This is a genomic window from Streptomyces gilvus, assembly GCF_022513565.1.
GTDB lineage: Bacteria > Actinomycetota > Actinomycetes > Streptomycetales > Streptomycetaceae > Streptomyces > Streptomyces gilvus.
This window is the reverse complement of record NZ_JAKWBE010000001.1, coordinates 575,943-596,947: the sequence shown is the minus strand read 5'-3', so window position 1 is coordinate 596,947 and position 21,005 is coordinate 575,943. Positions and strand designations below refer to the sequence as shown.

The following is a 21,005-nucleotide window of genomic DNA, read 5'->3' as shown; positions in this document are numbered from 1 at the left end:
GTGCCAGACTGCTCGAACGTCCTGTCGGACTGTCGGACGACGCGAGCAGAGGAGCAGTACGTGACGGGGACCGAGCCGGCCGCCCGGCGCATCGACACCGCCAGGCCGCACCCGGCCCGGGTCTACGACTGGTTCCTCGGCGGCAAGGACCACTACCCGGTCGACGAGGAGCTGGGCCGGCGGATCATGTCGATCGACAGCGGTGCGCCGCGGGTCGCGCGGGCCAACCGCCGGTTCATGCGGCGGGCCACGCGGCTGCTCGCCGAGGAGTCGGGAATCCGCCAGTACCTCGACATCGGCACGGGCATCCCCACCCGGCCCAACCTCCACCAGATCGCTCAGCGCAGCGTGCCGGACGCCCGGGTCGTCTACGTCGACAACGACCCCATCGTCCTCGCCCACGCCGAGACGCTGCTGCACGGCACTCCGGAGGGCGTCACGGAGTACCTCCAGGCCGATGTCCGCGATCCGGCGGCGATCCTCGAACGGGCGGCCCGCGTCCTGGACTTCGACCGCCCCATCGCGCTGTCCCTGATCGCCCTGATGCACTTCGTCGCGGACGAGGACGGCGCCTACGACCTGGTGGGCACCCTCGTCGACGCCCTCGCGCCGGGCAGCTTCCTGGTGCTGTCCGCCCTGACCGCCGACTTCGAGCCGGAGCAGGTGCGACGGGGCGTCGAGGCGTACGCGGCGGGCGGGGTGACCCTGGTGGCCCGGTCCCAGGACGAGACCGCAGGATTCTTCAAGGGCCTTGAGGTCGTCGACCCCGGGATCGTGTCCTTGGTCGACTGGCACCCCGAGCTCGCGGTGGAGGAGACACCGGACGGCGAGGGCCCGGTGTCGCTCTACGGCGGCGTCGGCCTCAAGCGCTGAGGCCGCCGCGCAGGAACTCGGCGAGCGCGCTCAGGTCCCGCTCGCCGAAGCCCTTCTCGACGGCCTCCCCCACCAACTGCCGGTTGACGGAGGCCTGTTGCACCCGCGCCCCCACGCGCTCGGCGAGAGCGAGGGCCAGGTCGAGGTCCTTGGCGACGAGGTCGAGGGTGAAGGCGACCGGGGTGCCGTCCGGACGCAGATACGCGTCCTTCTTGTAGCGCACGAACGGCGCCCCGGCGGCGCCCGAGGCGAACACCTCGTACGCCGACTCCCGGTCCACCCCCGCCCGCTCGGCCAGGACGAGGGCCTCCGCGAGGGCCTGGTTCAGGCCCATGAGAAGGGAGTTGACCGCCAGCTTCATCGCGGCACCGGTGCCGACCGGTCCGAGGGGGACGACATGGGATGCCAGCACGTCCAGCACGGGCCGGGCCCGCGCCAGGGCCGCGATGTCGCCGCCGACCATGACCGTGAGCGCGCCCCGCTCGACGACGCTGACACTGCCGGAGACGGGGGCGTCCAGAAGGATTCCGCCCGCCTTCGCGACCAGGGGCTCCAGCGCCGCGACCGTGTCCGGCGCGACGGTGCTGGTGTCCAGGACCACCGTGCCGGGACGGACACCGGCGGCGATGCCGTCGGGGCCGCCGTACGCCTGCGTGACGGCGCTGTCGTCGGCCAGCGAGACGAGGACGACGTCCGCGGCGGCGGCTGCCTCGCGGGGTGTGGCGGCGACGGCCGCCCCGGTGGCCTCGGCCTTGGTGCGGGTGCGGTTGTACGCCGTGACCGGGAAGCCGGCCGCACGCAGCCGGACGGCCATGGCGGCGCCCATCCGGCCGGTGCCGATCACGGCGACCGCCGGTCCGGTGCGGGGCACGTCGGCTGTCGGTGCGGTGCGGGTCGCGTCGGCAGTGGGCGGGGTTTCGGTCATCCGAGCAGCCACCCCCCGTCCACGCTCAACTCCACCGCGTTGACGGACCGGTTGCGCAGCAGGAAGTCGACGGCGTCCACGACGTCCGCCATGGTGGCGAGCCGCCCGGTCGGGGTCTTGGCGCGCAGCGCGGCCAGCACCTCCTCGGGTTTCGCCTTCCAGTACGGGCTGTCGCCGACCACCCCGGGGTGGACCGCGTTGACCCGGACGGGCGCCAGCTCGACGGCGAGGGTGTTCACCAGGCCCCGTACGCCCGCGTTGACCGTGGCCACCGTCGTCGCGCCCGGATAGGGGCGCTCCTTGGCCTGTCCGCCGAAGATCACGATGGCGCTGTCGTCGGTCATCCGGGGCCGCAGCACGTGCACGACCTCGGTGTAGCCGACGAGTTTGAGGGTGACCAGGCGCAGGGCCGCGGTGATGTCGTAGTCGGTGGCCCGGTTCTCGTCGCGGGAGACGCCCGCGAGGACCAGGTGGTCGACGCGGCCGACGTCCGCCAGCGCCTCGGCGATCTCACGCGGCCGGGACAGGTCGAGGGCGAGGCCGCGGGCGCCGGTCTCCTTCGCGACCGCGGCGGCCCGCTCGGCGTCCCGGCCGGTGAGGACGACCTCGTCGCCCCGCTCCGCGCGGACCCGGGCGAACTCGCGGCCGATGCCCGACGTACCGCCCACGACGAGCACACTGCTCATGACTCCAGGGCCTCCCTCAGATACTCCCAGTCCCGGGTGAACCGGTACGAGTGGCGGGGCGGTGGCTGCGGCGCCTGGGTCTCCAGCCAACGCAGGGGTCCGGAACCGGTGTTGGAGAAGCCGTGCACACAACCGGCGCCCGCCCAGGCGCAGTCGCCGGGTCCGAGCCGGTGGATCTCCCCGTCGAACACCGCCTCGGCCTCCCCCTCCAGGAAGAAGTACGTCTCCTCGAAGGGGTGGTCGTGCGTGCCGGCGACCCCGTCCGGGGCGTACTGGACCATGAACATGGTCGAGGCGACCGCGCCGAGGTCGCTGTCGACCATCGTCTTCACGGTGATGCCGCTGTAGACGAGCAGGGCGGTGCGCATGCTCGCCGAGACCGCGAGGAGGTCCTGGGACTGCTTTCCGGGGTCCATCTGGGCGGGCTCGAAGTGGCCGAACAGGCGGGTGCGCGGGTCGCGCACGTCGATGCGGGCGGGGTCGCGCGCGGGCAGTTCGGGCACCGTCTGGGTGTCGTACCCGTAGCGGGCCCGTGGGACCGGCGCCAGCATGTCCGCCCAGCGGGCGACGGTGTCCCCGGCGCCGCGCCAGGCGTGCGGGACGCCGGTCGGCAGCAGGCCGTAGTCGCCCTCCTCCAGCAGGTACGTGCCCTCGGGCAGGTCGAGGACCACGGTCCCGTCGAGGACGTGGAAGCTCTCCTCGTAGGAGTGGACATGGGCCCGCACCCGGCCGCCGGGCCGCAGTTCGTTCAGCCCGAAGCCGGTGTGCACGCTGCCGTCCTCCTCGCCGACCAGCGTCGTGCGCCGGTGGTCGAGCCGGTCGAAGAGCGGCGTGGGCAGGTCGGCGGCCCGGCGCACCAAGTGCCGTGTCATGCCGTCTTCTTCGCCTCCTTCGCGGCCAGCAGCCGGTCACGGGACTCCTCGACCAGGCGCCGGGCCCGTGCGACGTCGGCCGTCAGCTTCCTGTCCCGCTTGCGGATCACTCCGTCGACCATGACCAGGTCGACGTTGGACACGTCGGCCGACAGCGTGACCGCGGCGGCCGGGTCGTGCACCGGCGCCACGTTCAGCGCGGTGGCGTCGACGGCGACGACGTCGGCGCGCTTGCCGGGGGTCAGGGAACCGGTGCGGTGTTCCAGTCCCGCGACGTGCGCGCCGTTCAGGGTCGCGATCTCCAGCATCTGACGTGCCGTCAACATAGTGCTCGGAACCGGCATGTTGGCCTGCCAGCAGTCCGCGTTGACCCGGGCCCGCTCGGCGCCGAAGGCCGCGCGGATCTGGGTGAACATGTCGCCGGGGACGGTGGTGACGACGTCGATGCTCAGGGAGGGCCGCAGGCCGTGCTCGATCGCCTTCATCACGGGCGGCCAGCCGTGCCCCATCTGGGTCTCCACCTGCGGCGCGACGGACACCGTGCCGCCGCTGTCGGCGACCATCCGCCACTCGTCCTCGTGGAGGTAGCAGCAGTGGATGTAGGTGGTGTCCGGGCCGAGCAGACCGAGGTCGTTCAGCTGCTTCACCATGCCGAAGCGGCCGGCCAGGCGGCCCATCGCCACGTGCACGGTGATCGGGATGTCCAGTTCGCGGGCGAGGGCCCATTCGGAGGCGACGACGTCGTTCAGGCAGAAGCCGGGGCCGCGGGTGGCCAGGGCCATGGTGAGCAGACCCTCGTCGGAGGCGAAGTACTTGGCCCGGATCCGGCGGACGTCGTCGCCGGGAATCGCGATCTTGCTCTCGAACCAGTAGTCGGCGAGGGAGGTGTTGGCGCTGCCGTACGCGTACTGGGCGCGGATGCCGGTCTCGGTGAGGGCCTGGACCGCGGCGTCCGGGTGCTCGGGGGTGTTGTTGATGTGGGACCAGTCGACGAGGGTGGTGATCCCGGCGTTGAGGCATTCCAGGGCGCCGGCGAGGTTGCCCGCGTACACGTCCTCGGGGGTGTAGAGCGGGGCGAAGGTGTCGAGGATGTCCACGAAGTAGTCGTCCAGGGTGGCGTCGGGGGCGACTCCCCGGATCGGCGCCTCCCAGGTGTGACGGTGGGTGTCGACGAACCCGGGGATCACGATCCTGCCGGTCATGTCGAGCACCTCGGCGTCGGCGCTGATCTCCGGCCGTACGGCGGCGATCCTGCCGTCCTCGACGAGGACGTCCCCCCGCGGCAGGTCCCCGACGGCGGGGTCCATCGAGATGACGTGCCCGGCGCGAAGGAGTGTCCGATCGGTCATCGCGCTTCCTCCTCAGGGGTGTTCAGTACGCGGCGAGGCTCCTCACGGCCGCCACGACCTTGTCTACGGTGGGGATGACCTGCTCCTCCAGGGCGTCCGCGAACGGCAGCGGGACGCACTCCGCCGCGATCCGCCGCACCGGCGCGTCCAGCAGTCCGAACCCCTCGTCGGCGACGACCGACACGAGGGTCGCGCCCCAGCCGCCCTGGTACGGGTTCTCCTCGACGGTCATCAGCCGCGAGGTCCTTCCCAGGGAGGCGAGGACGGTCGCGGTGTCCAGCGGGATCAGACTGCGCAGGTCGACGACCTCGACGTCGATGCCCTCCGCGGCCAGCCGCGAGGCGGCGGTCAGGGCCACCGGCACCATCGAGGCGAGGGCGACCAGGGTGACGTCGGCGCCCTCGCGGACGACGGCGGCGCGGCCCAGCTCCACCACATGGCCGGGCGGCGGCGGGGCGCCCTTGCTCGCCAGCAGCCCCTTGTGCTCGAAGAACACGACCGGGTCGTCGCTGCGGATCGCGGCCGCCATCATGCCGACGACGTCCGCGGGGGTGGCCGGGGCGGCGATCTTCAGGCCGGGGACGGTCAGCGCCCAGTTCTCGGTGGCCTGGGAGTGCTGCGCGCCGAAGCCGAGGCCGCCGCCGTTGGCGGTGCGCACGACGAGCGGGACCGTGACCTGACCGCCCGTCATATACCGCACCTTGGGTATCTCGTTGGCGAGGTAGTCCCAGCAACAGGCCAGGAAGTCGGAGAACATGATCTCGGCGACCGGCCGCATCCCGGTCATCGCGGCACCCATCGCCGCGCCCACGATGGCCTGTTCGGAGATCGGCGTGTCCCACACCCGCTCGGGCCCGAACTCCTTCAGCAGTCCGACGGTCGTCTTGAACACCCCGCCCGCCTCGGCGATGTCCTCCCCGAGGCAGACCACGGCCGGGTCCCGGCGCATCTCACGGGCGATGCCCTCGGCGACGGCCTCCCGGTAGGTGATCACGTCCGCCATGCCGCACCTCCGTCCGCCCACACGTCGGTCAGCGCCTCCCGCGGATCCGGCGGCGGCGCGTTCTTCGCCGCGTCGACCGCCCGCTGTACGGCGTCACGGGCGCGTTCGTCGGCGGCGCTGAGCGTCTGCTCGTCGACGCCCAGCTCCGCGAGCCGTCCGCGCGCCAGGTCCAACGGGTCGTGCTTGAGCCAGCGTTCGACCTCCTCGGCCGGCCGGTAGGCGGCCGGGTCGGCGCGGCTGTGCCCGAAGTGCCGGTAGGTCTCGGCCTCGACGATCGCGGGCCCGTCTCCCGCACGGGCCCGCTCGGCGAGGGCGGCCACGGTCTCCCGTACGGCGACGACGTCGTTGCCGTCGACGACCTCGCCGGGGACGCCGTAGGCGGGCGCCCGGTCGGCGGCGGGGCGGGCCACGGCGGTGACGTCGGCGATCGGCGTGTACTCCATGTACAGGTTGTTCTCGCACACGAACAGCACCGGCAGCTTCCACACGGCGGCCAGGTTGAGCGCCTCGTGGAAGGCGCCGATGTTGGTGGCGCCGTCGCCGAAGAAGGCGACCGCGAGCTGTCCGGTGCCCCGCAGCCGGGCCGACCAGGCGGCGCCGACGGCCATGGGGAGGTGGGCGCCGACGATGGCGTAGGAGCCGAGCATGTTCGCGGACGCCTTGGTGAGGTGCATCGAGCCGCCCTTGGCCGCGCACAGCCCCGTCGCCCGGCTCATGAGTTCGGCGAGGCACTCCTCCGGCGTGGCGCCGCGGGCCATGGCGTGGTGATGGCCGCGGTAGGTGGCGAAGACGTAGTCGTCGGGGCGCAGGGCGGCGCTCGCGCCGACCGCGATCGCCTCGTGCCCGGCGGCCAGATGGGTGGTGCCCTTGACCAGGCCGGACATGAACAGGTCGTGCGCGGCCTTCTCCGTGCGGCGGATGAGGGCCATCCGCTCGTACAGGCTGAGGAGTTCCGTCGCTTCCATCAGCGGTCCCGGGTGTTGAGATGGGACTGGGACTCGCGCCGGGTGTTCAGCTCGCCGCCGACCGTCCAGTACTTGCGGCCCGCGACGAGCAGTTCCTCGGCCGGGAACTTGGTGATGACCTCGCAGCCGTCGGCGGTGACGACCAGCTCCTCCTCGATCCGGGCCGCGGACCAGCCGTCGGCGGCCGGCCAGTAGGTCTCCAGGGCGAACACCATGCCCTCTTCGAGGACTTCGGGGTGGTCGAGGGAGACCAGCCGGCTGAAGATGGGCTTCTCCCAGATCGACAGGCCGACCCCGTGGCCGTACTGCAGCGCGAACGCGGCGGTCTCGTCGGCGAAGCCGAACTCCTCGGCGCGCGGCCAGACCCGGACGATGTCGGCGGTGGTCGCGCCGGGGCGGACGAGGGCGATGGCCTCGTCCATGAACTCGCGGCAGCGGACGTAGGCGTCGCGTTGGGCGCGGGAGGCGCTGCCGACGGCGAAGGTGCGGTAGTAGCAGGTGCGGTAGCCGAGGTGGCTGTGCAGGATGTCGAAGAAGGCGGGGTCGCCGGGGCGGACCAGGCGGTCGCTGTAGACGTGCGGGTGGGGTGAACAGCGTTCCCCGGAGATGGCGTTGACGCCCTCGACGTACTCGCTGCCGAGGTCGTACAGCACCTTGCTCACGAGTCCCACGCACTCGTTCTCGCGCACGCCCGGCCTCAGATACCCGTACAGCTCCTCGTAGGCCGCGTCGACCATCGCGCAGGCCTGGGTGAGCAGGGAGATCTCGTCGCCGGTCTTGGTGCGGCGGGCCTCCAGGAAGACCTGCTGACCGTCTACGACGTCGATGCCCTCGGCGCGCAGGGCGGTGAGGACCGGCATCTCGGCGACGTCGACGCCGAGCGGTTCGTCCGCGAGGCCGTGCTCGCGCAGCTCGGTGGCGATCTTGCGGGCCACGTCCTCGGCGATCCCGGCGTCCGGGTGGAAGGCTCCGCGCAGGGTGGAGATCCCGGCGCGGGCGCCGGTGGGCGGGCCGCCCTTGCCGTCGCTGTAGTCCAGCCACGGGTTGTAGAGCTGGTGGTGGCGGGCCGCGGAGCCGAAGTCCCAGACGACCGGTTCGCCGCCGCGTACCAGCAGGGCGAAGCGGATCAGCTTGTCCATCGCCCAGGTGCCGATGTGCGTGGCGGTCATGTAGCGGATGTTGGCGAAGTCGAAACTGAGCACCGCGCCCAGCGAGGAGCGGTTCAGGGTGTCGTGGAGCCGGGCCAGGCGCTGCTTGCGCAGCCGGTCCAGGTCGACGCGCTCTTCCCAGTCGACGGCATTGGGTCCATATGTGCGGATCGCCATGGCGACCACCCCCACTGGGGAGTAGACGACCGCCGTCCGCGACTGTCAAGTGTTACTGAACACCCTGACTGAACACGAACCAGACGCCGACGGCCGGCTCAGCTCCATCATTGCGGTAGCGGTGCGGGGTCGTCGACTCGAAGCAGACGGCGTCGCCGGGGCGCAGGGTGTGCTCGTCGAAGCCGAGGGTCAGGACGAGCTCGCCGGAGACGAGATAGCCGTACTCGGTGCCGGCGTGCCGCATCAGACCGCCGGAGCTGGAGGAGGAACCGCCCGGCCGGTAGGTCACCTGCAGGAAGTCGACGTCGGTGCCGGGGACATGGCCGAGGCGCTCCCACACCACGCCCGAGTCCAGCTCCAGTGTCTCGCGCTCACCGCCGGTGACCAGGGGGCCGATGCGGCGGCCGGGGTCGGCGGCGAAGGCGGCGAGGGCGTGCAGGACGGTGGCGGGGGCGCCGGACGCGGTCGCCGCGGGGGCGAGGGCGCCCTGGTCCTCGTACGCGTCGAAGAGCGACTCGACGGAGATCGACAGGGCGGTGGTGATGGCGTACAGCGTGCTCACGGAGGGCTGGCTCTTGCCGGTCTCGATCTGGGAGACGAGGCTGGCGGAGACGCCGATCTCCCGCGCGAGGGCCCGCAGGCTGACGCCCCTGGCCAGGCGTGCCTGCCGGATGCGCGCCCCGACGGGCGGCACGGCGGCGGGGGACACGGCGGCTCCTCTCACGGCGCGGAATGTGCAGCACCATTGAACAGCCCCGGCCGCCCACGGCACCAGGGATCGGGCGTTCGGTCAACGGGGTGTGGCCTTTCGGCCGAGGTGCGCGCCGGCGTCCAGGGCCGAGGGTGGAGTCCGCACCGTCGGGGCACGGCCCCTCAGCCGTCAGGAGTACGTGATGCAGCGCAGCAAGGTCGTCGTCGGAGTGACCGGGGGCGCGACCGCCGCGGTCGCCCTGGGGGCCTCGGCCGCACCCGCTCCGTTGACCCTTCGACCTCGACGCGTACGTGTACGGCGCTGTGCTCCGGAACCGGGTCGAGATCGCGGCCTGGGCCTGGTGGAACGGCCATGCCCAGCCCTGACGAGCCCCGGCGGATCAGCCGTTCGAGCGGATCAGCCCGGCCAGGTACCGCCACAGCGAGGACCGCCGCTTGGCCGCCTGGTCCGGCCCCGCAGGCGCGTCGGGGACGTCCGGGGCACCCGGGACGTCCGTCACCGGCACCGGCGGGCGGGCCGGCACCGGCCCGGCGAGTTCGTACCGCACCGGCAGGGAGCGCAGGCCGCGCATGAACGGCGAGGAGCGCCACGGGAGTTGGTCGACCGGCAGGGCGAGTTCCAGGTGGTCGAAGCGTTCGAAGACACGGCTCACGCCGGCCATCGCGATGGTGGAGGCCAGCTCGCGGGCGGGACACTGGCGGCGGCCCGCGCCCCAGGAGAGATGGGCCCGGCTGCTGATGCTGGAGCCCGTGGTCATCTGCCCGGCGAACAGCGGGTCGGCGTGCGCGGCGGCGGAGGACACCCACACGGGGTCCCCGGCGCGGATCGTGTAGTTGCCGAGCCGGGTGTCCTCGGCGGCGAACCGCGGCACGAAGTTGACCAGCGGCGGCTTGCGCATGACGACCCGGTTCATGGTCTCGCGGACCATCCCGGCGGACAGCGCGCTGCGCACCCCGCCCTCCCGGTCGCCGGAGATCACCTCGACGACGGTGTTGGAGATGAGGATGCCGACGTGGTCGGAGGTCATGCCGAGCAGCATGAACAGCTCCCGGGCCAGCGCGTCGACCGGGAGGTCGGGGTGGGCGGCGACCAGGAGGGAGGGGAAGTCGTCGCCCGGCTTCTCGATCTTGGCGGCGGCGAGCTCGCCGAGCGTCACCAGCAGGCGTTCCAGGGCGGGTTCGGCGTCCGGTCCCGCGTCGAGGACGCGCCACATGTCCATCAGCGCGTCGTCGCCCTGGGAGCCGGGGAAGCCCAGCAGATGGCTCGCCGCCATCAGCGGCAGCGGGCGGGAGAACTGCGCCGAGAGGTCGGCGTGGCCGGTGCGGCCGCCCTGGGCGAGGAGGCTGATCAGCTCGTCGGCGTAGCCCGTGACGGCGTTCCTGAGGCGCCTCGCCTGCGGCTGGCGCGGGTCCTGGAACGGGCGCAGGGCGGTGTCCCAGGCGGAGCGGAGGGCGGGGTAGGCGGGGCCGCCCTGGATCAGGACGTGGTTGACCTCCAGGGAGGGGCCCAGCGGCCAGTCGGCGGGCACCCGGCCCTCGGAGCGGGCCCGCCAGTTCTCCAGCCCCTTGGGCCAGGCGGCGTCGTCCTGGAGCACCTGCAGCGACTCGCGGTAGCCGAGCACCAGCCAGGCGGGCACGCCCAGCAGGTCGACCGGCGCGACCGGGCCGTGCAGGTCGCGCAGTCGCTCGTAGACGAGCGCAGGCCGGGTCTCGTAGTCCCGGGTCAGCAGCGGCTGTGGGGCGAGCTCCTCGAGCCGCGCCTCGCCCGAGGCCGCGCCGCCTATGTCGACCAGGTGGGATTCCATGGCTCCGTGGCCCCCTTACGACTCCGCCCGTAAACCGCAGGGACCTTACCTCACGTGTCCCGTCCGTCACAGGGCGGGGGTACGCGCGGGTGGTCCGGGCGCTTTCAGCCCCGTTCGCCCTTGCCCGCCATCAACCGCTCCAGCCGGTCGAAGCGTTCGTGCAGGGCGTGGGCGGTCTCCTCGCCCAACTCCTCGGCGCTACGGGCGAGATGGTGCCGCCGCTGCTGTTCCCGGCCGACGAACCAGGTGGCCAGGGCGGCGGTGACCATGCCGTACGTCGTGATGCCGACGATCATCACGACGGCGGCGATGATCCGGCCGCCGAGGGTCACCGGGTAGAAGTCGCCGTATCCGACGGTCGTCGCCGTCTCGATCGACCACCACAGCGCCTGCGGATACGTCCTCAGGTTGGCGCGGGGCGCGCCGTCCTCGGCGACGACGACGGCCCAGGAGCCGACCAGCATCACCACCCCGAGCACGACCGTCGCACCACCGGCCGCCCGCAGGTGCAGCGACCGCCCCTGGCGGCCGACCAGCAACTGGGCCACGCGGGCGAGGAATCCGGGGAGCACGCATCACTCCGTGGGAGGGGTCGGCATGGGGCCAGTGTCATCGCACCCGGCTGTCCGGGCACGCGGGACGGAGCGTTCGAGTCGCAGCACCCGACACCCACCCCTCCGGACCGGTGCGCCGGCGGGCGGTGGGGGCACCCAGCAGTGGGACCGGCGAGTCGTGGGCGGCGCTCACCTGCGCGGGCAGATGCGCCGGCAGGCGGTGGCCGGCACTCACGCGCCCGACCCGGTACGCCGGCGGGCGGCACCCAGCCGCGCGGTCGGCGGGCGGTGGGCAGTGGGCGGCGTCACCTGCGCGGGCAGGTGCGCCGGTAGACGGCGGGCGGCACTCACCCTCCGGCCTCAAGCCCCGGTGGGCCAGCCGACGCCACTCACCCTCCGGCCTCAGGACCGGTGGGCGGAGGGTGGCCCTCACGGCTCCAGACCGGTGCGCCGGTCGACGGCACTCACCCCCCAGCCTCAAGACCCGGTGGGCGGAAGGCGGCCCTCACCCCTCCGGACCGGGATGGCGAGCAGCAACGGGCGGCGCCATGCCTCCGGGACCGGTACCCCGATGGGCGACGGTGGCGCCGACCCGCCCGGACGGGTGCACACTGGCGGCACCCAGCCGCGCGGTCGGCGGGTGTGGGCGGCCCTCACAGCTCCGGACCGGTGCGCCGGTCGACGGCGCTCACCCCCAGCCTCAAGACCCGGTGGGCGGAAGGCGGCCCTCACCCCTCCGGACCGGGTGGCGAGCAGCAGTGGGCGGCGGCACGCCTCCGGGACCGGTATCCCGATGGGCGACGGGTGGCGCCGACCCGCCCGGACGGGTGCGCACTGGCGGCACCCAGCCGCGCGGCCAGCGGGCGGCCCTCACATCCCCGGACCGGTGCGCCGGTCGACGGCACTCACCCCCCAGCCTCAAGACCCGGTGGGCGGAAGGCGGCCCTCACCCCTCCGGACCGGGTGGCGAGCAGCAGTGGGCGGCGGCACGCCTCCGGGACCGGTACCCCGATGGGCGACGGTGGCGCCGACCCGCCCGGACCGGTGCACAGACGGGCGGCACCCAGCCGCGCGGTCGGTGGATGTGGGCGGCCCTCACGCCCCCAGACCGGTGCGCCCTCGACGGCACTCACCCTCCAGCCTCAGGACCGGTGGGCGGAGGGCAGCGCTCAGCTCCACCAGCCCCGTGCCCCGCCGGACGGCGGGGCGGTGCTCACCCGTCCGGACCGGTGCGCTGGTGGGTCGGGGTGGGGGGTGGTGCGCTGGGGCGTGAACCGTCTGTTGCTCAGGAGGCCTCCGTCATGATCCGACGTCCGTCACGGCCCGTCCGTGTGCTCGCCTCCGCGCTGGCCGTGGGCGCGCTGCTGACCACCGCGGCCTGCTCGGACGGCGGCGACGGCGCGGGCGGGGGTGCCACGCCCACCGACCTCGCCGCCTCGCCCCTCGCCCGGGCGTCCGCGCCCACCTCGACGCCGTCCGCCCGGCTCACCCAGGCCGGCGCCGAGGCGGCGCTGATCACCATGACGGACCTGGAGGGCGGCTGGACCCCGGCCAAGGGCGCCGAGCACTGGGGCGACACCCTCCTCGTCGGCAAGGTCGACGTCGCCGCCTTCCTGACCGCGAAGACCAACGCCGCCGACTGCCAGCGGCTGCTCGACTCCCTCTACGACGACGATCTGCTGGGCAAGCCGACGGGCGCCTCGGCGCTGGCCGGGTTCCAGCAGGGCGACTCCCGGCTGCTGTACCAGGTCGCCGCCTACAACCCCGTCCGTCTGAGCGCCGCCCTGGGCTGGATGAAGACGCTGCCGGTCAAGTGCGACCAGTTCACCGCGACCGACGCCAAGGGCGGCAAGCGGACGGTCCAGGTGACCACCTCCTCGGTACCCACCCAAGGTGACGCCCGGCAGGGCCTGAACGTGACGGTGCAGGGCACCTCGAACGGCGAACCCGCCACGCTCACCCTGGACGTGGCCGCCGTACGCGTGGGCAACGACGCCATCACCGTCACCGCCGGCGGTCTGACCGGCGGCGCGCACGACTCCCTCGAACTGGCCGTCCGGGAGGGCGCCCAGCGGCTGAAGCAGGTCAAGGCGGGCAAGACCCCGGCCCCCGGCCCCGGCCGCACCCGCTGACGGACGGCGACTGGCCGATTCCGCACGCCTGATCAGCCGATCCCGGGACAGTGTGATCACCGGGCGGCACAATGGCGGCGACAGCCGCGGGCGGTGCGAGGAGGAGCTGAGTCGTGAGTGAGAGCCACACCCCTTCGGGCGGGTCGGCCAGGCTGAACACCGGTGTGGCGCACAACGCGCGGGTGTGGAACTACTGGATCGGCGGCAAGGACAACTACGAGGTCGACCGGCAGGTCGGCGAGCAGGTCGCCGGGATGTTCCCGGTCATCCGGGAGATCGCCCGCGCGGACCGCTGGTTCCTGGGCCGGGCGGTGCGGTTCCTCGCCGAGGAGCGCGGGGTACGGCAGTTCCTGGACATCGGCACCGGGCTGCCGACCGCGGACAACACCCACCAGATCGCCCAGCGCATCGCCCCGGACGCGCGCATCGTCTACGTCGACAACGACCCCATCGTGCTCGCGCACGCCCGCACCCTGCTGACCGGCACCCCCGAGGGCGTCACCGACTACATCGAGGCCGACGTCCACGACCCCGCCGTCATCGTCGAACGCGCCGCCGCCACCCTGGACTTCACCAAGCCCGTCGGCGTGATGATGCTCGGCATCCTCAACTTCGTGCTGGACGTGGAGAAGGCGCGGGAGATCGCACGGGAGATCATGGCCGCGGTCCCCTCCGGCAGCTACCTGGCCCTCACCCACCCGACCACCGACGAGGAACTCGGCGGCGAGGGCCAGATCCCGGCGATGAAGTTCTGGAACGAGAACGCCACCCCGCCCATCACCGCCCGCACCGGCACCGACATCGCCGCCTTCTTCGAGGGACTCGACCTGCTGGAGCCGGGCCTGGTGTCCTGCTCCCGGTGGCGCGCCGAGGCGGACTCCCCCGCCGCGGTCCCGCAGTACGGCGCGGTGGCCGTGAAACCCTGACGGACGTCTCGACCGTGGAGGACGTATGACCACCCTCACCGATCCCGTCCCCGGCGGCCGCCCGGGCGACGTCGACCGGGCCAGGGCCCTGAGCGGTGAACTGTCCGGGCAGGGCGTGCACGGCGTCGTGCTGGCCTACGTCGACACGGCCGGCATCGGCCGGGTGAAGACGATCCCCACGGCGAAGCTCGCCTCCGCCGCGGCCTGGGGCGTCGGCATGTCACCGGTGTTCGACACCTTCCTGGCGAACGACTCCATCGTCACCACGGACGTCCTCGGCTCCCCCGACGGCGATCTGCGGCTCTACCCCGACCTCGACCACCTCGTCGTCCTGGCGGGGCAGCCCGGCTGGGCGTGGGCGCCGGTCGACCGGATCACGCAGGAGGGCGAGCCGCATCCGGGGTGCTCGCGCACGGTCCTGCGCCGGCTGGTCACCGAGGCCGCCGAACGGCACGGGCTGTCCTTCGAGGCGGGCATCGAGATCGAGTGGGCCGTCGGCCAAGGCCCGTCCGCCACCGGGGACTTCGTCCCGGCGCTGCACGGGCCGGCCTACGGGGCCGCCCGGCAGGTCGAGTTGAGCGACTACGGCGCCGATCTGCTGGCCGCGCTGGCGGCACAGGACGTGGACGTGGAGCAGCTCCATCCGGAGTACGCGGCCGGGCAGTTCGAGATCTCGGTGGGCGCGCTCGACCCGGTGGCCGCCGCCGACCGCAGTGTGCTGGTGCGGCAGACGATCCGGGCGGTCGCCGGGCGCCACGGGCTCGTGGTGTCGTTCGCCCCGGCGGTCTTCGCTCAGGGCGTCGGCAACGGCGGCCACCTCCACCTCTCCGCGTGGCGCGACGGCGTCAACCTGCACTCCGGCGGTCACGGCCGCCACGGCATGACCCCCGAGGCCGAGTCCTTCGCGGCGGGCGTCCTCGCCCACCTCCCCGCGCTCACCGCCGTCACCGCGCCGAGCCCCGCCAGCTATCTGCGCCTCAAACCCTCGCAGTGGGCGGGGGTGTTCACGGCCTGGGGCCGCGAGACCCGTGAGGCAGCGGTGCGGATCGTCACCGGCACCGCGGGTCTGCGCGAGCGGGCCGCCAACCTGGAGGTCAAGCCGGTCGACCTGGCCGCCAACCCCTACCTCGCCCTGACCTGCGTCATCGCGGCCGGCCTGGACGGAGTGACCTCGTTCGCGCCGCTCCCCGAGGAGATCACCGGCGACCCGGCCCACCTCGGCGAGGCCGAGGCGGCGGCCCGGGGTGTGCGCCGGCTGCCGGCCTCGCTGCGGGAGGCGGTGGAGGAGTTCCGCACGGACGAACGGCTGCGGGCCGCGCTCGGGCCGGTCCTCGCGGACGCCGTGATCGCCGTACGCCAGGGGGAGATCGCCGCGGTCGAGGGCTACGAGGACGAGCAGGTGGCGGCCGCCTACCGCTGGAAGTACTGAGATGCCCTCCGGTCCCGTCCAAGAAGCCCTCGACGCGCTGCCGTTGGTGGACCACCACTGCCACGGCGTGGTCACGGGCGACCTGGACCGGCAGGCCTTCGAGACGCTGATCACCGAGGGCGGGGCCTGGCCCGGGATCTCCACCTTCGACAGTCCGGTGGGCATCGCGATCCGCCGCCACTGCGCTCCCCTGCTGGACCTCCCGCGCCACGCGCGGCCCGACGCCTATCTCGCGCGGCGCGTCGAGCTGGGCCCCGGCGAGGTGCACCGCCGCTTCCTGGCCGCCGCGGGGACGGAGGTGTTCTGCGTGGACACCGGGTACGCCCCGGACCGTCTCACCACCCCCGCCGAACTGGTGGAGCCCGTGGGCGGGACGGCGTACGAGATCGTGCGGCTGGAGAACGTCGCCGAGGAGGTGGCGGCCCAGGGCGTCGAGCCAGGCGAGTACGCGGACCGCTTCCGGGTGGCCGCGCTGGAGGCGGTACGGCGGCCGGGCGTGGTCGGCGTGAAGTCGGTGGCCGCCTACCGCACCGGCTTCGACCTGGACCCGGCCCGCCCCTCGGACGCGGAGGTCACCGAGGCGGCCCGGCGCCTGCTCGCGAGCGGTTCCGGACGGCTGGCGGACCCGGTGCTCGTACGGCATCTGCTGTGGACCGCGGTCGACCTGGGCCTGCCGCTGCAACTCCACGTCGGTCTCGGCGACAACGACATCCGGCTGCACCGCTCGGACCCCGCCCACCTCACCGACTGGCTGCACCTGACCGCCGGCACGATCCCGGTGCTGCTGCTGCACTGCTGGCCCTACCAGCGCCAGGCCGCCCACTTGGCGGCGGTCTTCGAGCAGGTGTACCTGGACGTGGGCCTCGCCCTGCACCACGTCGGCCCGGCGCGGGCACGTGCCGTGCTGGAAGAGGCCCTCGAGATCACGCCCTTCCGCAAACTCCTGTACAGCTCGGACGCGTACGGTGTGGCCGAGTTCCACTGTCTGGGCGCGCTGTCCTTCCGCCGGGCCCTGGCCGGTCTGCTCCAGGAACGGGTGGACGACGACGAACTGGACCTGCCCGACGCGCTGCGCCTGGCGGAGTGGGCGGGAGCACACAACGCACGCCGGGTATACCGCCTGCCCGGCGCCTCCTGAAAGTATGATCAAGCAATGTCTGACATGACCGATACCACGCCCGGCTGGCTCTCCCCCGACGAGCTGGAGATGGCGCGTGCCAGGATGCCGATCCTGTACGTCGAGGCCGTGCCCGTGCGCGTCGACGACAGCGGCGAAGTCACCAGCGTCGGCCTGCTGCTGCGCATCGGGCCGGACGGGACGGTCAGCCGGACCCTGGTCTCCGGCCGGGTGCTGCACCACGAGCGCGTCCGGGACGCCCTGATGCGCCACCTGGAGAAGGACCTCGGCCCGGTGGCGCTGCCCCGGATCCCGGCCTCGCTGCAGCCGTTCACCGTCGCCGAGTACTTCCCGACCCAGGGCGTCACGCCGTACCACGACCCGCGTCAGCACGCGGTGTCACTGGCCTACGTGGTCCCGGTGACCGGTGACTGCCGGCCCCGGCAGGACGCCCTGGACCTGGTCTGGTTCAGCCCGCAGGAGGCCGTGTCGGAGGCGGTGCAGAGCGAGATGCCGGGCGGCCACGGGGTGCTGCTCAGGCAGGCGCTGGCCCACGTGGGCTGCTCGGTGTGAACAGCGCGCTGAACGGTGTGACGGGGCGCTCCAGCCGCTCCCCGTCCACGGTGATGTCGACCGCCTCGTTGAAGAAGGCCAAGAGGCCCTTGATCGCGCCCACGGCGGGCAGCGGCTCCGGGTAGCTCCACACGAGGTTCGCGCCGCCGGGTGACGACCAGTACTCGGCGGTGCCCTTGTAGGGGCAGCCGGTGTGGTGGTCGGTGGGGGTGAGCAGGTCCATGCGGACGTCCTCGCGCGGGATGTAGTAGCGGGTCGGCAGGCCGGTCTCGAAGAGCAGCACGGGCCGGTGGGTGTCGGCCATGACGGTGCCGTCGACCTCGACCTGGACGTGGCGGCCGCTGACGAGGGCGTCGACGCGTTTGTGCGGGTCCCGTGGATGGACGAAGATCTCTTCCTCCTCCTCGTACCAGTGGTCGAGGCCCTTGCCGCTGCGCCGGAACCACTCGAAGGCGATGTGGTCGGCGAGGTCGGCGGAGGGGAAGGTCCAGGCGGCGTTCTCCAGCAGTTCGCCGTCGATCTCCAGGTCGTAGAAGACCGTCGATCCGGTGTGCGAGCCGGTGCGGGGGTTCTTCGCGGGGCGCAGCAGGTCCTGGCGTACGTCGGCGCGCGGGAAGGCGTACTGCGGTACGGGCAGGGACGGTTCCCAGACGAGGACGGGGTGCCGGCTGTCGACGACGGTGACGTCGCCCTTGCGGCCTCGCACCCGGCGCTCGCTCGGCTCCCACAGGAGGCCTTCGGGGGTGCTGCGGACGGAGCGTGCGGTGGGGAGTCCACTCATGGCTCCATGATGAACCCCATGGACCTTGAGCCGTACCGGGGCGAGCTGGTGGCGTACTGCCGGCCGTCGAGCGGGAGCGGCGGGACGTGATCGTCATGGGCGGTCTCGGCGTCGCCCGCGTGCTGATGGCCGAGGACCTGGTCGACGAGTACCGGCTCGTCACCCTCCCCACGGTCGTCGGCGCCGGCGGCCGGCTCTTCCCGGCCGACGCCTCGCCCGCCCTCACGGCAGCAGTGAGGGACCGCCCGTGGAGCACCGGGCCGGTACGGAACCGGGGGCGGCCGGGGAGGACGGTCCGCCGTTCCGCCATAGGCGGCCACGCTCGTGGATCAGGGCCAGGACGATGGCGGCCGCGACCGCGATGAGATGCTCGCGGCCCGCCAGGTTGGGCACGGCGATCGACTCCCAGACCATCGAGCCGCCGGTCAGCGTGAACACGATGGGGGCGCGGCGGACGACGGAGATGTACGTGAACAGGCCGACCACGGCGGCGGACGGGCCGGTGTCGAGGACCTGTCCGATCTCCGGCGGCAGGCCGATGCCGTGCCAGCCCGGCCCGATCGCCAGCATCACCCGGACCGTGAGGGTGCCGGCCAGGGTGGTGACGTAGGAGATGAGGAGGGTTCTGGCGCGGCCGAGGGCGAGTTCGGCGAGGGCGAAGGCCAGGAACAGCTGGGTGATGCCCGCCCACACCGGCAGGTCGAGGGCGGGCACGTACAGCGACACGGGTGTGCGCAGCAGTGCGAGCCACAGCGGCAGGTCGGCGTAGACGCCGCCGAGCAGCCGTACGGCGGTCGCGCCGGCCGGGTGCTGGGCGATCGCGTGGAAGAAGATGACGCCGAAGGCGGCGAGGAAGGCGAGCGACAGCGCGGGCAGGCCGCGGCGTCTCAGCTGCCGTACCGGGTCGACGATGATGCCGTTCCACTCGCGGCGCAGGGTGCGCCACAGGAACAGCAGTGCCCGCCACCACCACACGGCCTGCGGCTGTCCCTCACCCCGTTCGACCAGGTCGGTCCCCCTGATAAGCAAGATTCCCCCGTCTCTCGAGAACGGCCCCCACCGTATGGACCGGAAATCCGCCCGGGTCGTTCATAACCCTTGGCTAAAGCTTCAGTGAATTTTTCGGGTCTGTCACGTGTACAACGCATACCCGGCAGGCCCGGGTCACCGACCGCGGCGGCGCCGCCGAGTGGCACGCACTGCCCGATCGTGTTCAGTTCGCCGCGTCCAGCCTGGACCGCTGGTCTGCCGTCAGTTCCAGGTCGACGGCGGTGAGGTTCTCCTCCAGTTGGGCGAGTGAGGAGGCGCCGGGCAGGGGGACGGTGGGGATGTCCGAGGCCAGCTGCCAGGCGAGGACGACCTGGTTGACGCTCGCGCCGGTCTCCTCGGCCACCTGGTGCAGGGCCGCGAGCCGGGGCGGGGTGCCGGGGTGGTCGTAGTCGTGCGGCAGCCGCTCCGGGCGGACGTAGGCACCCTTCAGCAGCGGTGAGTAGGCGACCAGGGTCAGGCCGGGTTCGGCCCGCAGATAGCTCAGCAGCTGCGGGTCGACGGCGCCGAGACTGCCGTCGGGGAACAGGTCGCTCGGCACGTCCGTGCGGGGGCGCAGATAGCTGTGCTGGTACTGCAGGACCTGGTAGCCGGGAAGCCCGGCCGCGGCGGCGATCGCCCGGGCCCGCTCCACCCGCCACACGGCCTGGTTGCTCACCCCGAGCAGACCGACCGTGCCCTCGGCGACGAGTTCGGCGAAGCCCTCGACGGTCTCGCGCTGCGGAACCGTCGGGTCGTCGATGTGCGCGTACAGCAGGTCCAGCTTCTCCACGCCGAGCCGTTCGCGGCTGCGTTCGGCGGACTCGCGGATGACCTTCGCCGACAGGCCCTCGGGGTTGTCGACGTAGCTGGTGCCGGGAGCGAGGGGCCGGGCGCCGAGCTTGGTCGCGATGACGATCTCGTCGCCGACGCCGCGGCTGCGCCGCCACCGGCCGAGGAGTTCCTCGCTCTGGCCGCCCTGGCCGCCGTCCTCCCAGAAGGCGTAGTTGTCGGAGGTGTCGATGAAGGTGCCGCCCGCCTCGACGAACCGGTCGAGCAGGGCGTACGACGTCTTCTCGTCGGTGCGGGAGCCGAACAGCATGGCGCCCAGCGCGAGGACGCTGACCTCGCGGCGGTGCGCCGGGTCGGTTCCGATCGTGCGGTACTTCATGGGTGTGTCCTCCCGTTCGTGCCCGGGTTTTCCGGGTACGAACGGGAGTCTTCCTCTTGAAGTGCGCTTGAGGTCAACCCTTCGCGAAGGGCCCTTCGAGAGCGGCCCACTGCAGCAGCATGATGGTCTTGGCGTCGTTGATCTCGCCGGTGCGGATCATCTCCAGGGCCCGCCGGAAGGGCAGTTCGACGATCTCGATGTCCTCGCCCTCCTCCTCCAGGCCGCCGCCCGCGTGGGTGTGGGTCGAGGGTCCGTAGGCGGCGGCGAAGAAGCTGACGCGCTCGGTGACCGAACCGGGGCTCATGTAGACGTCGAAGACGTGCTGGACCTCGCCGATGGTGTGCCCGGTCTCCTCCACCACCTCACGGCGGGCGGTGAGTTCGGGGTGCTCGTCATCGTCGTCGAGCAGCCCGCCCGGGGTCTCGATCAGCATGCCGTCGGGGTGGCCGTTGACATAGACGGGGAAGCGGAACTGCCGGGTGAGCAGGACGGTTTCGCGCTCGGTGTCGTACAGGAGCATGGTGGCTCCGTTGCCGCGGTCGTGCGTCTCGCGCTGCTGGCTGCTCCAGGTGCCGTCGGCGTGCTGGAAGTCGAAGGTGGTGGCCCGCTCCACGTACCAGTGGCTGGAGAGCAGTTTCACCTCGCGCACCCTCACGCGCGGGTTTCCGGTCAGGTCGAGGCCGGTCTGGTCCAGGCCGGTGCGGCCGCGGTGGTCCGGGGTGTCGATGCCGGCGGTCACAGGCCACCGCCGGTCGTGCGTGAGCAGATCATGGTCGCTGTCT

Annotated in this window: 20 protein-coding genes and 1 pseudogene; 7 read left to right on the top strand and 14 right to left on the bottom strand. The window is 72.7% G+C overall.

Translation table 11 applies throughout. The features are described 5' to 3' along the window. The first annotated feature begins 60 nt into the window (after positions 1–60). Positions 61–873 carry an SAM-dependent methyltransferase gene (locus MKW14_RS02705; protein ID WP_240858511.1) on the top strand — a complete coding sequence of 271 codons (813 nt, stop codon included), beginning with the start codon at positions 61–63 and terminating at the stop codon, positions 871–873. Here MKW14_RS02705 and MKW14_RS02700 read toward each other — a convergent pair. From MKW14_RS02700 to MKW14_RS02655, 10 genes are all read right to left on the bottom strand, one after another. Continuing rightward, the gene (locus MKW14_RS02700; RefSeq protein ID WP_240858510.1) at positions 863–1,798 is read right to left on the bottom strand and encodes an NAD(P)-dependent oxidoreductase; all 936 of its coding nucleotides are present in this window, start codon (positions 1,796–1,798) and stop codon (positions 863–865) included. The two genes, MKW14_RS02705 and MKW14_RS02700, sit on opposite strands and share 11 nt — an antisense overlap. Further along, positions 1,795–2,484 (bottom strand): SDR family NAD(P)-dependent oxidoreductase, encoded by a 690-nt coding sequence (locus tag MKW14_RS02695; protein ID WP_240858509.1) that lies wholly within the window; start codon positions 2,482–2,484, stop codon positions 1,795–1,797. Before MKW14_RS02695 ends, MKW14_RS02700 begins: the two co-directional genes overlap by 4 nt. Beyond that, positions 2,481–3,356, bottom strand: a complete 876-nt coding sequence (locus MKW14_RS02690; RefSeq protein ID WP_240858508.1) for a cupin domain-containing protein — start codon at positions 3,354–3,356, stop codon at positions 2,481–2,483. The genes MKW14_RS02695 and MKW14_RS02690 overlap by 4 nt, the downstream gene beginning before the upstream one ends. Further along, positions 3,353–4,705 (bottom strand): amidohydrolase family protein, encoded by a 1,353-nt coding sequence (locus MKW14_RS02685; RefSeq protein ID WP_240858507.1) that lies wholly within the window; start codon positions 4,703–4,705, stop codon positions 3,353–3,355. The genes MKW14_RS02690 and MKW14_RS02685 overlap by 4 nt, the downstream gene beginning before the upstream one ends. Positions 4,706–4,727: 22 nt before the next feature. Beyond that, complete coding sequence (locus MKW14_RS02680) at positions 4,728–5,708, bottom strand: alpha-ketoacid dehydrogenase subunit beta (protein WP_240858506.1); 981 nt, start codon at positions 5,706–5,708, stop codon at positions 4,728–4,730. Then, positions 5,696–6,673 carry a thiamine pyrophosphate-dependent dehydrogenase E1 component subunit alpha gene (locus MKW14_RS02675; RefSeq protein ID WP_240858505.1) on the bottom strand — a complete coding sequence of 326 codons (978 nt, stop codon included), beginning with the start codon at positions 6,671–6,673 and terminating at the stop codon, positions 5,696–5,698. The genes MKW14_RS02680 and MKW14_RS02675 overlap by 13 nt, the downstream gene beginning before the upstream one ends. Further along, on the bottom strand, positions 6,673–7,998 hold the full coding sequence (locus MKW14_RS02670; protein ID WP_240858504.1) for a M24 family metallopeptidase: 1,326 nt from the start codon (positions 7,996–7,998) through the stop codon (positions 6,673–6,675). The genes MKW14_RS02675 and MKW14_RS02670 overlap by 1 nt, the downstream gene beginning before the upstream one ends. Before the next feature lie 52 nt (positions 7,999–8,050). Beyond that, on the bottom strand, positions 8,051–8,707 hold the full coding sequence (locus MKW14_RS02665; RefSeq protein WP_240858502.1) for a helix-turn-helix domain-containing protein: 657 nt from the start codon (positions 8,705–8,707) through the stop codon (positions 8,051–8,053). A gap of 382 nt (positions 8,708–9,089) precedes the next feature. Beyond that, positions 9,090–10,514, bottom strand: a complete 1,425-nt coding sequence (locus MKW14_RS02660) for a cytochrome P450 family protein (protein ID WP_240858501.1) — start codon at positions 10,512–10,514, stop codon at positions 9,090–9,092. Positions 10,515–10,618: 104 nt separating this feature from the next. Next, positions 10,619–11,086: a potassium channel family protein gene (locus MKW14_RS02655; protein WP_240858500.1), complete on the bottom strand. Its 468-nt coding sequence runs from the start codon at positions 11,084–11,086 to the stop codon at positions 10,619–10,621. Positions 11,087–12,369: 1,283 nt separating this feature from the next. On the opposite strand from MKW14_RS02655, the gene MKW14_RS02650 reads away from it, so the two are divergent. The 5 genes from MKW14_RS02650 (at position 12,370) to MKW14_RS02630 (ending at position 17,245) form a co-directional block, all read left to right on the top strand. Then, complete coding sequence (locus MKW14_RS02650) at positions 12,370–13,200, top strand: hypothetical protein (protein WP_240858499.1); 831 nt, start codon at positions 12,370–12,372, stop codon at positions 13,198–13,200. Positions 13,201–13,313: 113 nt separating this feature from the next. Next, on the top strand, positions 13,314–14,126 hold the full coding sequence (locus MKW14_RS02645; protein WP_240858498.1) for an SAM-dependent methyltransferase: 813 nt from the start codon (positions 13,314–13,316) through the stop codon (positions 14,124–14,126). Positions 14,127–14,151: 25 nt separating this feature from the next. Beyond that, complete coding sequence (locus MKW14_RS02640) at positions 14,152–15,555, top strand: glutamine synthetase family protein (RefSeq protein WP_240858496.1); 1,404 nt, start codon at positions 14,152–14,154, stop codon at positions 15,553–15,555. A gap of 1 nt (position 15,556) precedes the next feature. Beyond that, positions 15,557–16,693, top strand: a complete 1,137-nt coding sequence (locus tag MKW14_RS02635; protein ID WP_240858495.1) for an amidohydrolase family protein — start codon at positions 15,557–15,559, stop codon at positions 16,691–16,693. A 15-nt stretch (positions 16,694–16,708) separates the two neighbouring features. Further along, positions 16,709–17,245 carry an NUDIX hydrolase family protein gene (locus MKW14_RS02630; protein ID WP_240858494.1) on the top strand — a complete coding sequence of 179 codons (537 nt, stop codon included), beginning with the start codon at positions 16,709–16,711 and terminating at the stop codon, positions 17,243–17,245. On the opposite strand, the gene MKW14_RS02625 is transcribed toward MKW14_RS02630, so the two are convergent. Continuing rightward, positions 17,208–18,026 (bottom strand): DUF427 domain-containing protein, encoded by an 819-nt coding sequence (locus MKW14_RS02625; RefSeq protein WP_240858493.1) that lies wholly within the window; start codon positions 18,024–18,026, stop codon positions 17,208–17,210. The two genes, MKW14_RS02630 and MKW14_RS02625, sit on opposite strands and share 38 nt — an antisense overlap. 56 nt (positions 18,027–18,082) lie before the next feature. Between MKW14_RS02625 and MKW14_RS40805 the strand changes: the two are divergent. After that, positions 18,083–18,235: pseudogene (locus MKW14_RS40805) on the top strand (dihydrofolate reductase family protein); the annotation flags it as partial. Positions 18,236–18,248: 13 nt separating this feature from the next. On the opposite strand, the gene MKW14_RS02615 reads toward MKW14_RS40805, so the two are convergent. The 3 genes from MKW14_RS02615 to MKW14_RS02605 all read right to left on the bottom strand — a co-directional run bounded on the left by MKW14_RS02615 (position 18,249) and on the right by MKW14_RS02605 (position 20,962). Further along, complete coding sequence (locus MKW14_RS02615; RefSeq protein WP_374116524.1) at positions 18,249–19,055, bottom strand: hypothetical protein; 807 nt, start codon at positions 19,053–19,055, stop codon at positions 18,249–18,251. 184 nt (positions 19,056–19,239) lie between these two features. Beyond that, positions 19,240–20,223, bottom strand: a complete 984-nt coding sequence (locus tag MKW14_RS02610; protein WP_240858492.1) for an aldo/keto reductase — start codon at positions 20,221–20,223, stop codon at positions 19,240–19,242. A gap of 73 nt (positions 20,224–20,296) precedes the next feature. After that, positions 20,297–20,962 (bottom strand): NUDIX domain-containing protein, encoded by a 666-nt coding sequence (locus MKW14_RS02605; RefSeq protein ID WP_240858929.1) that lies wholly within the window; start codon positions 20,960–20,962, stop codon positions 20,297–20,299. Positions 20,963–21,005 lie beyond the last annotated feature (43 nt).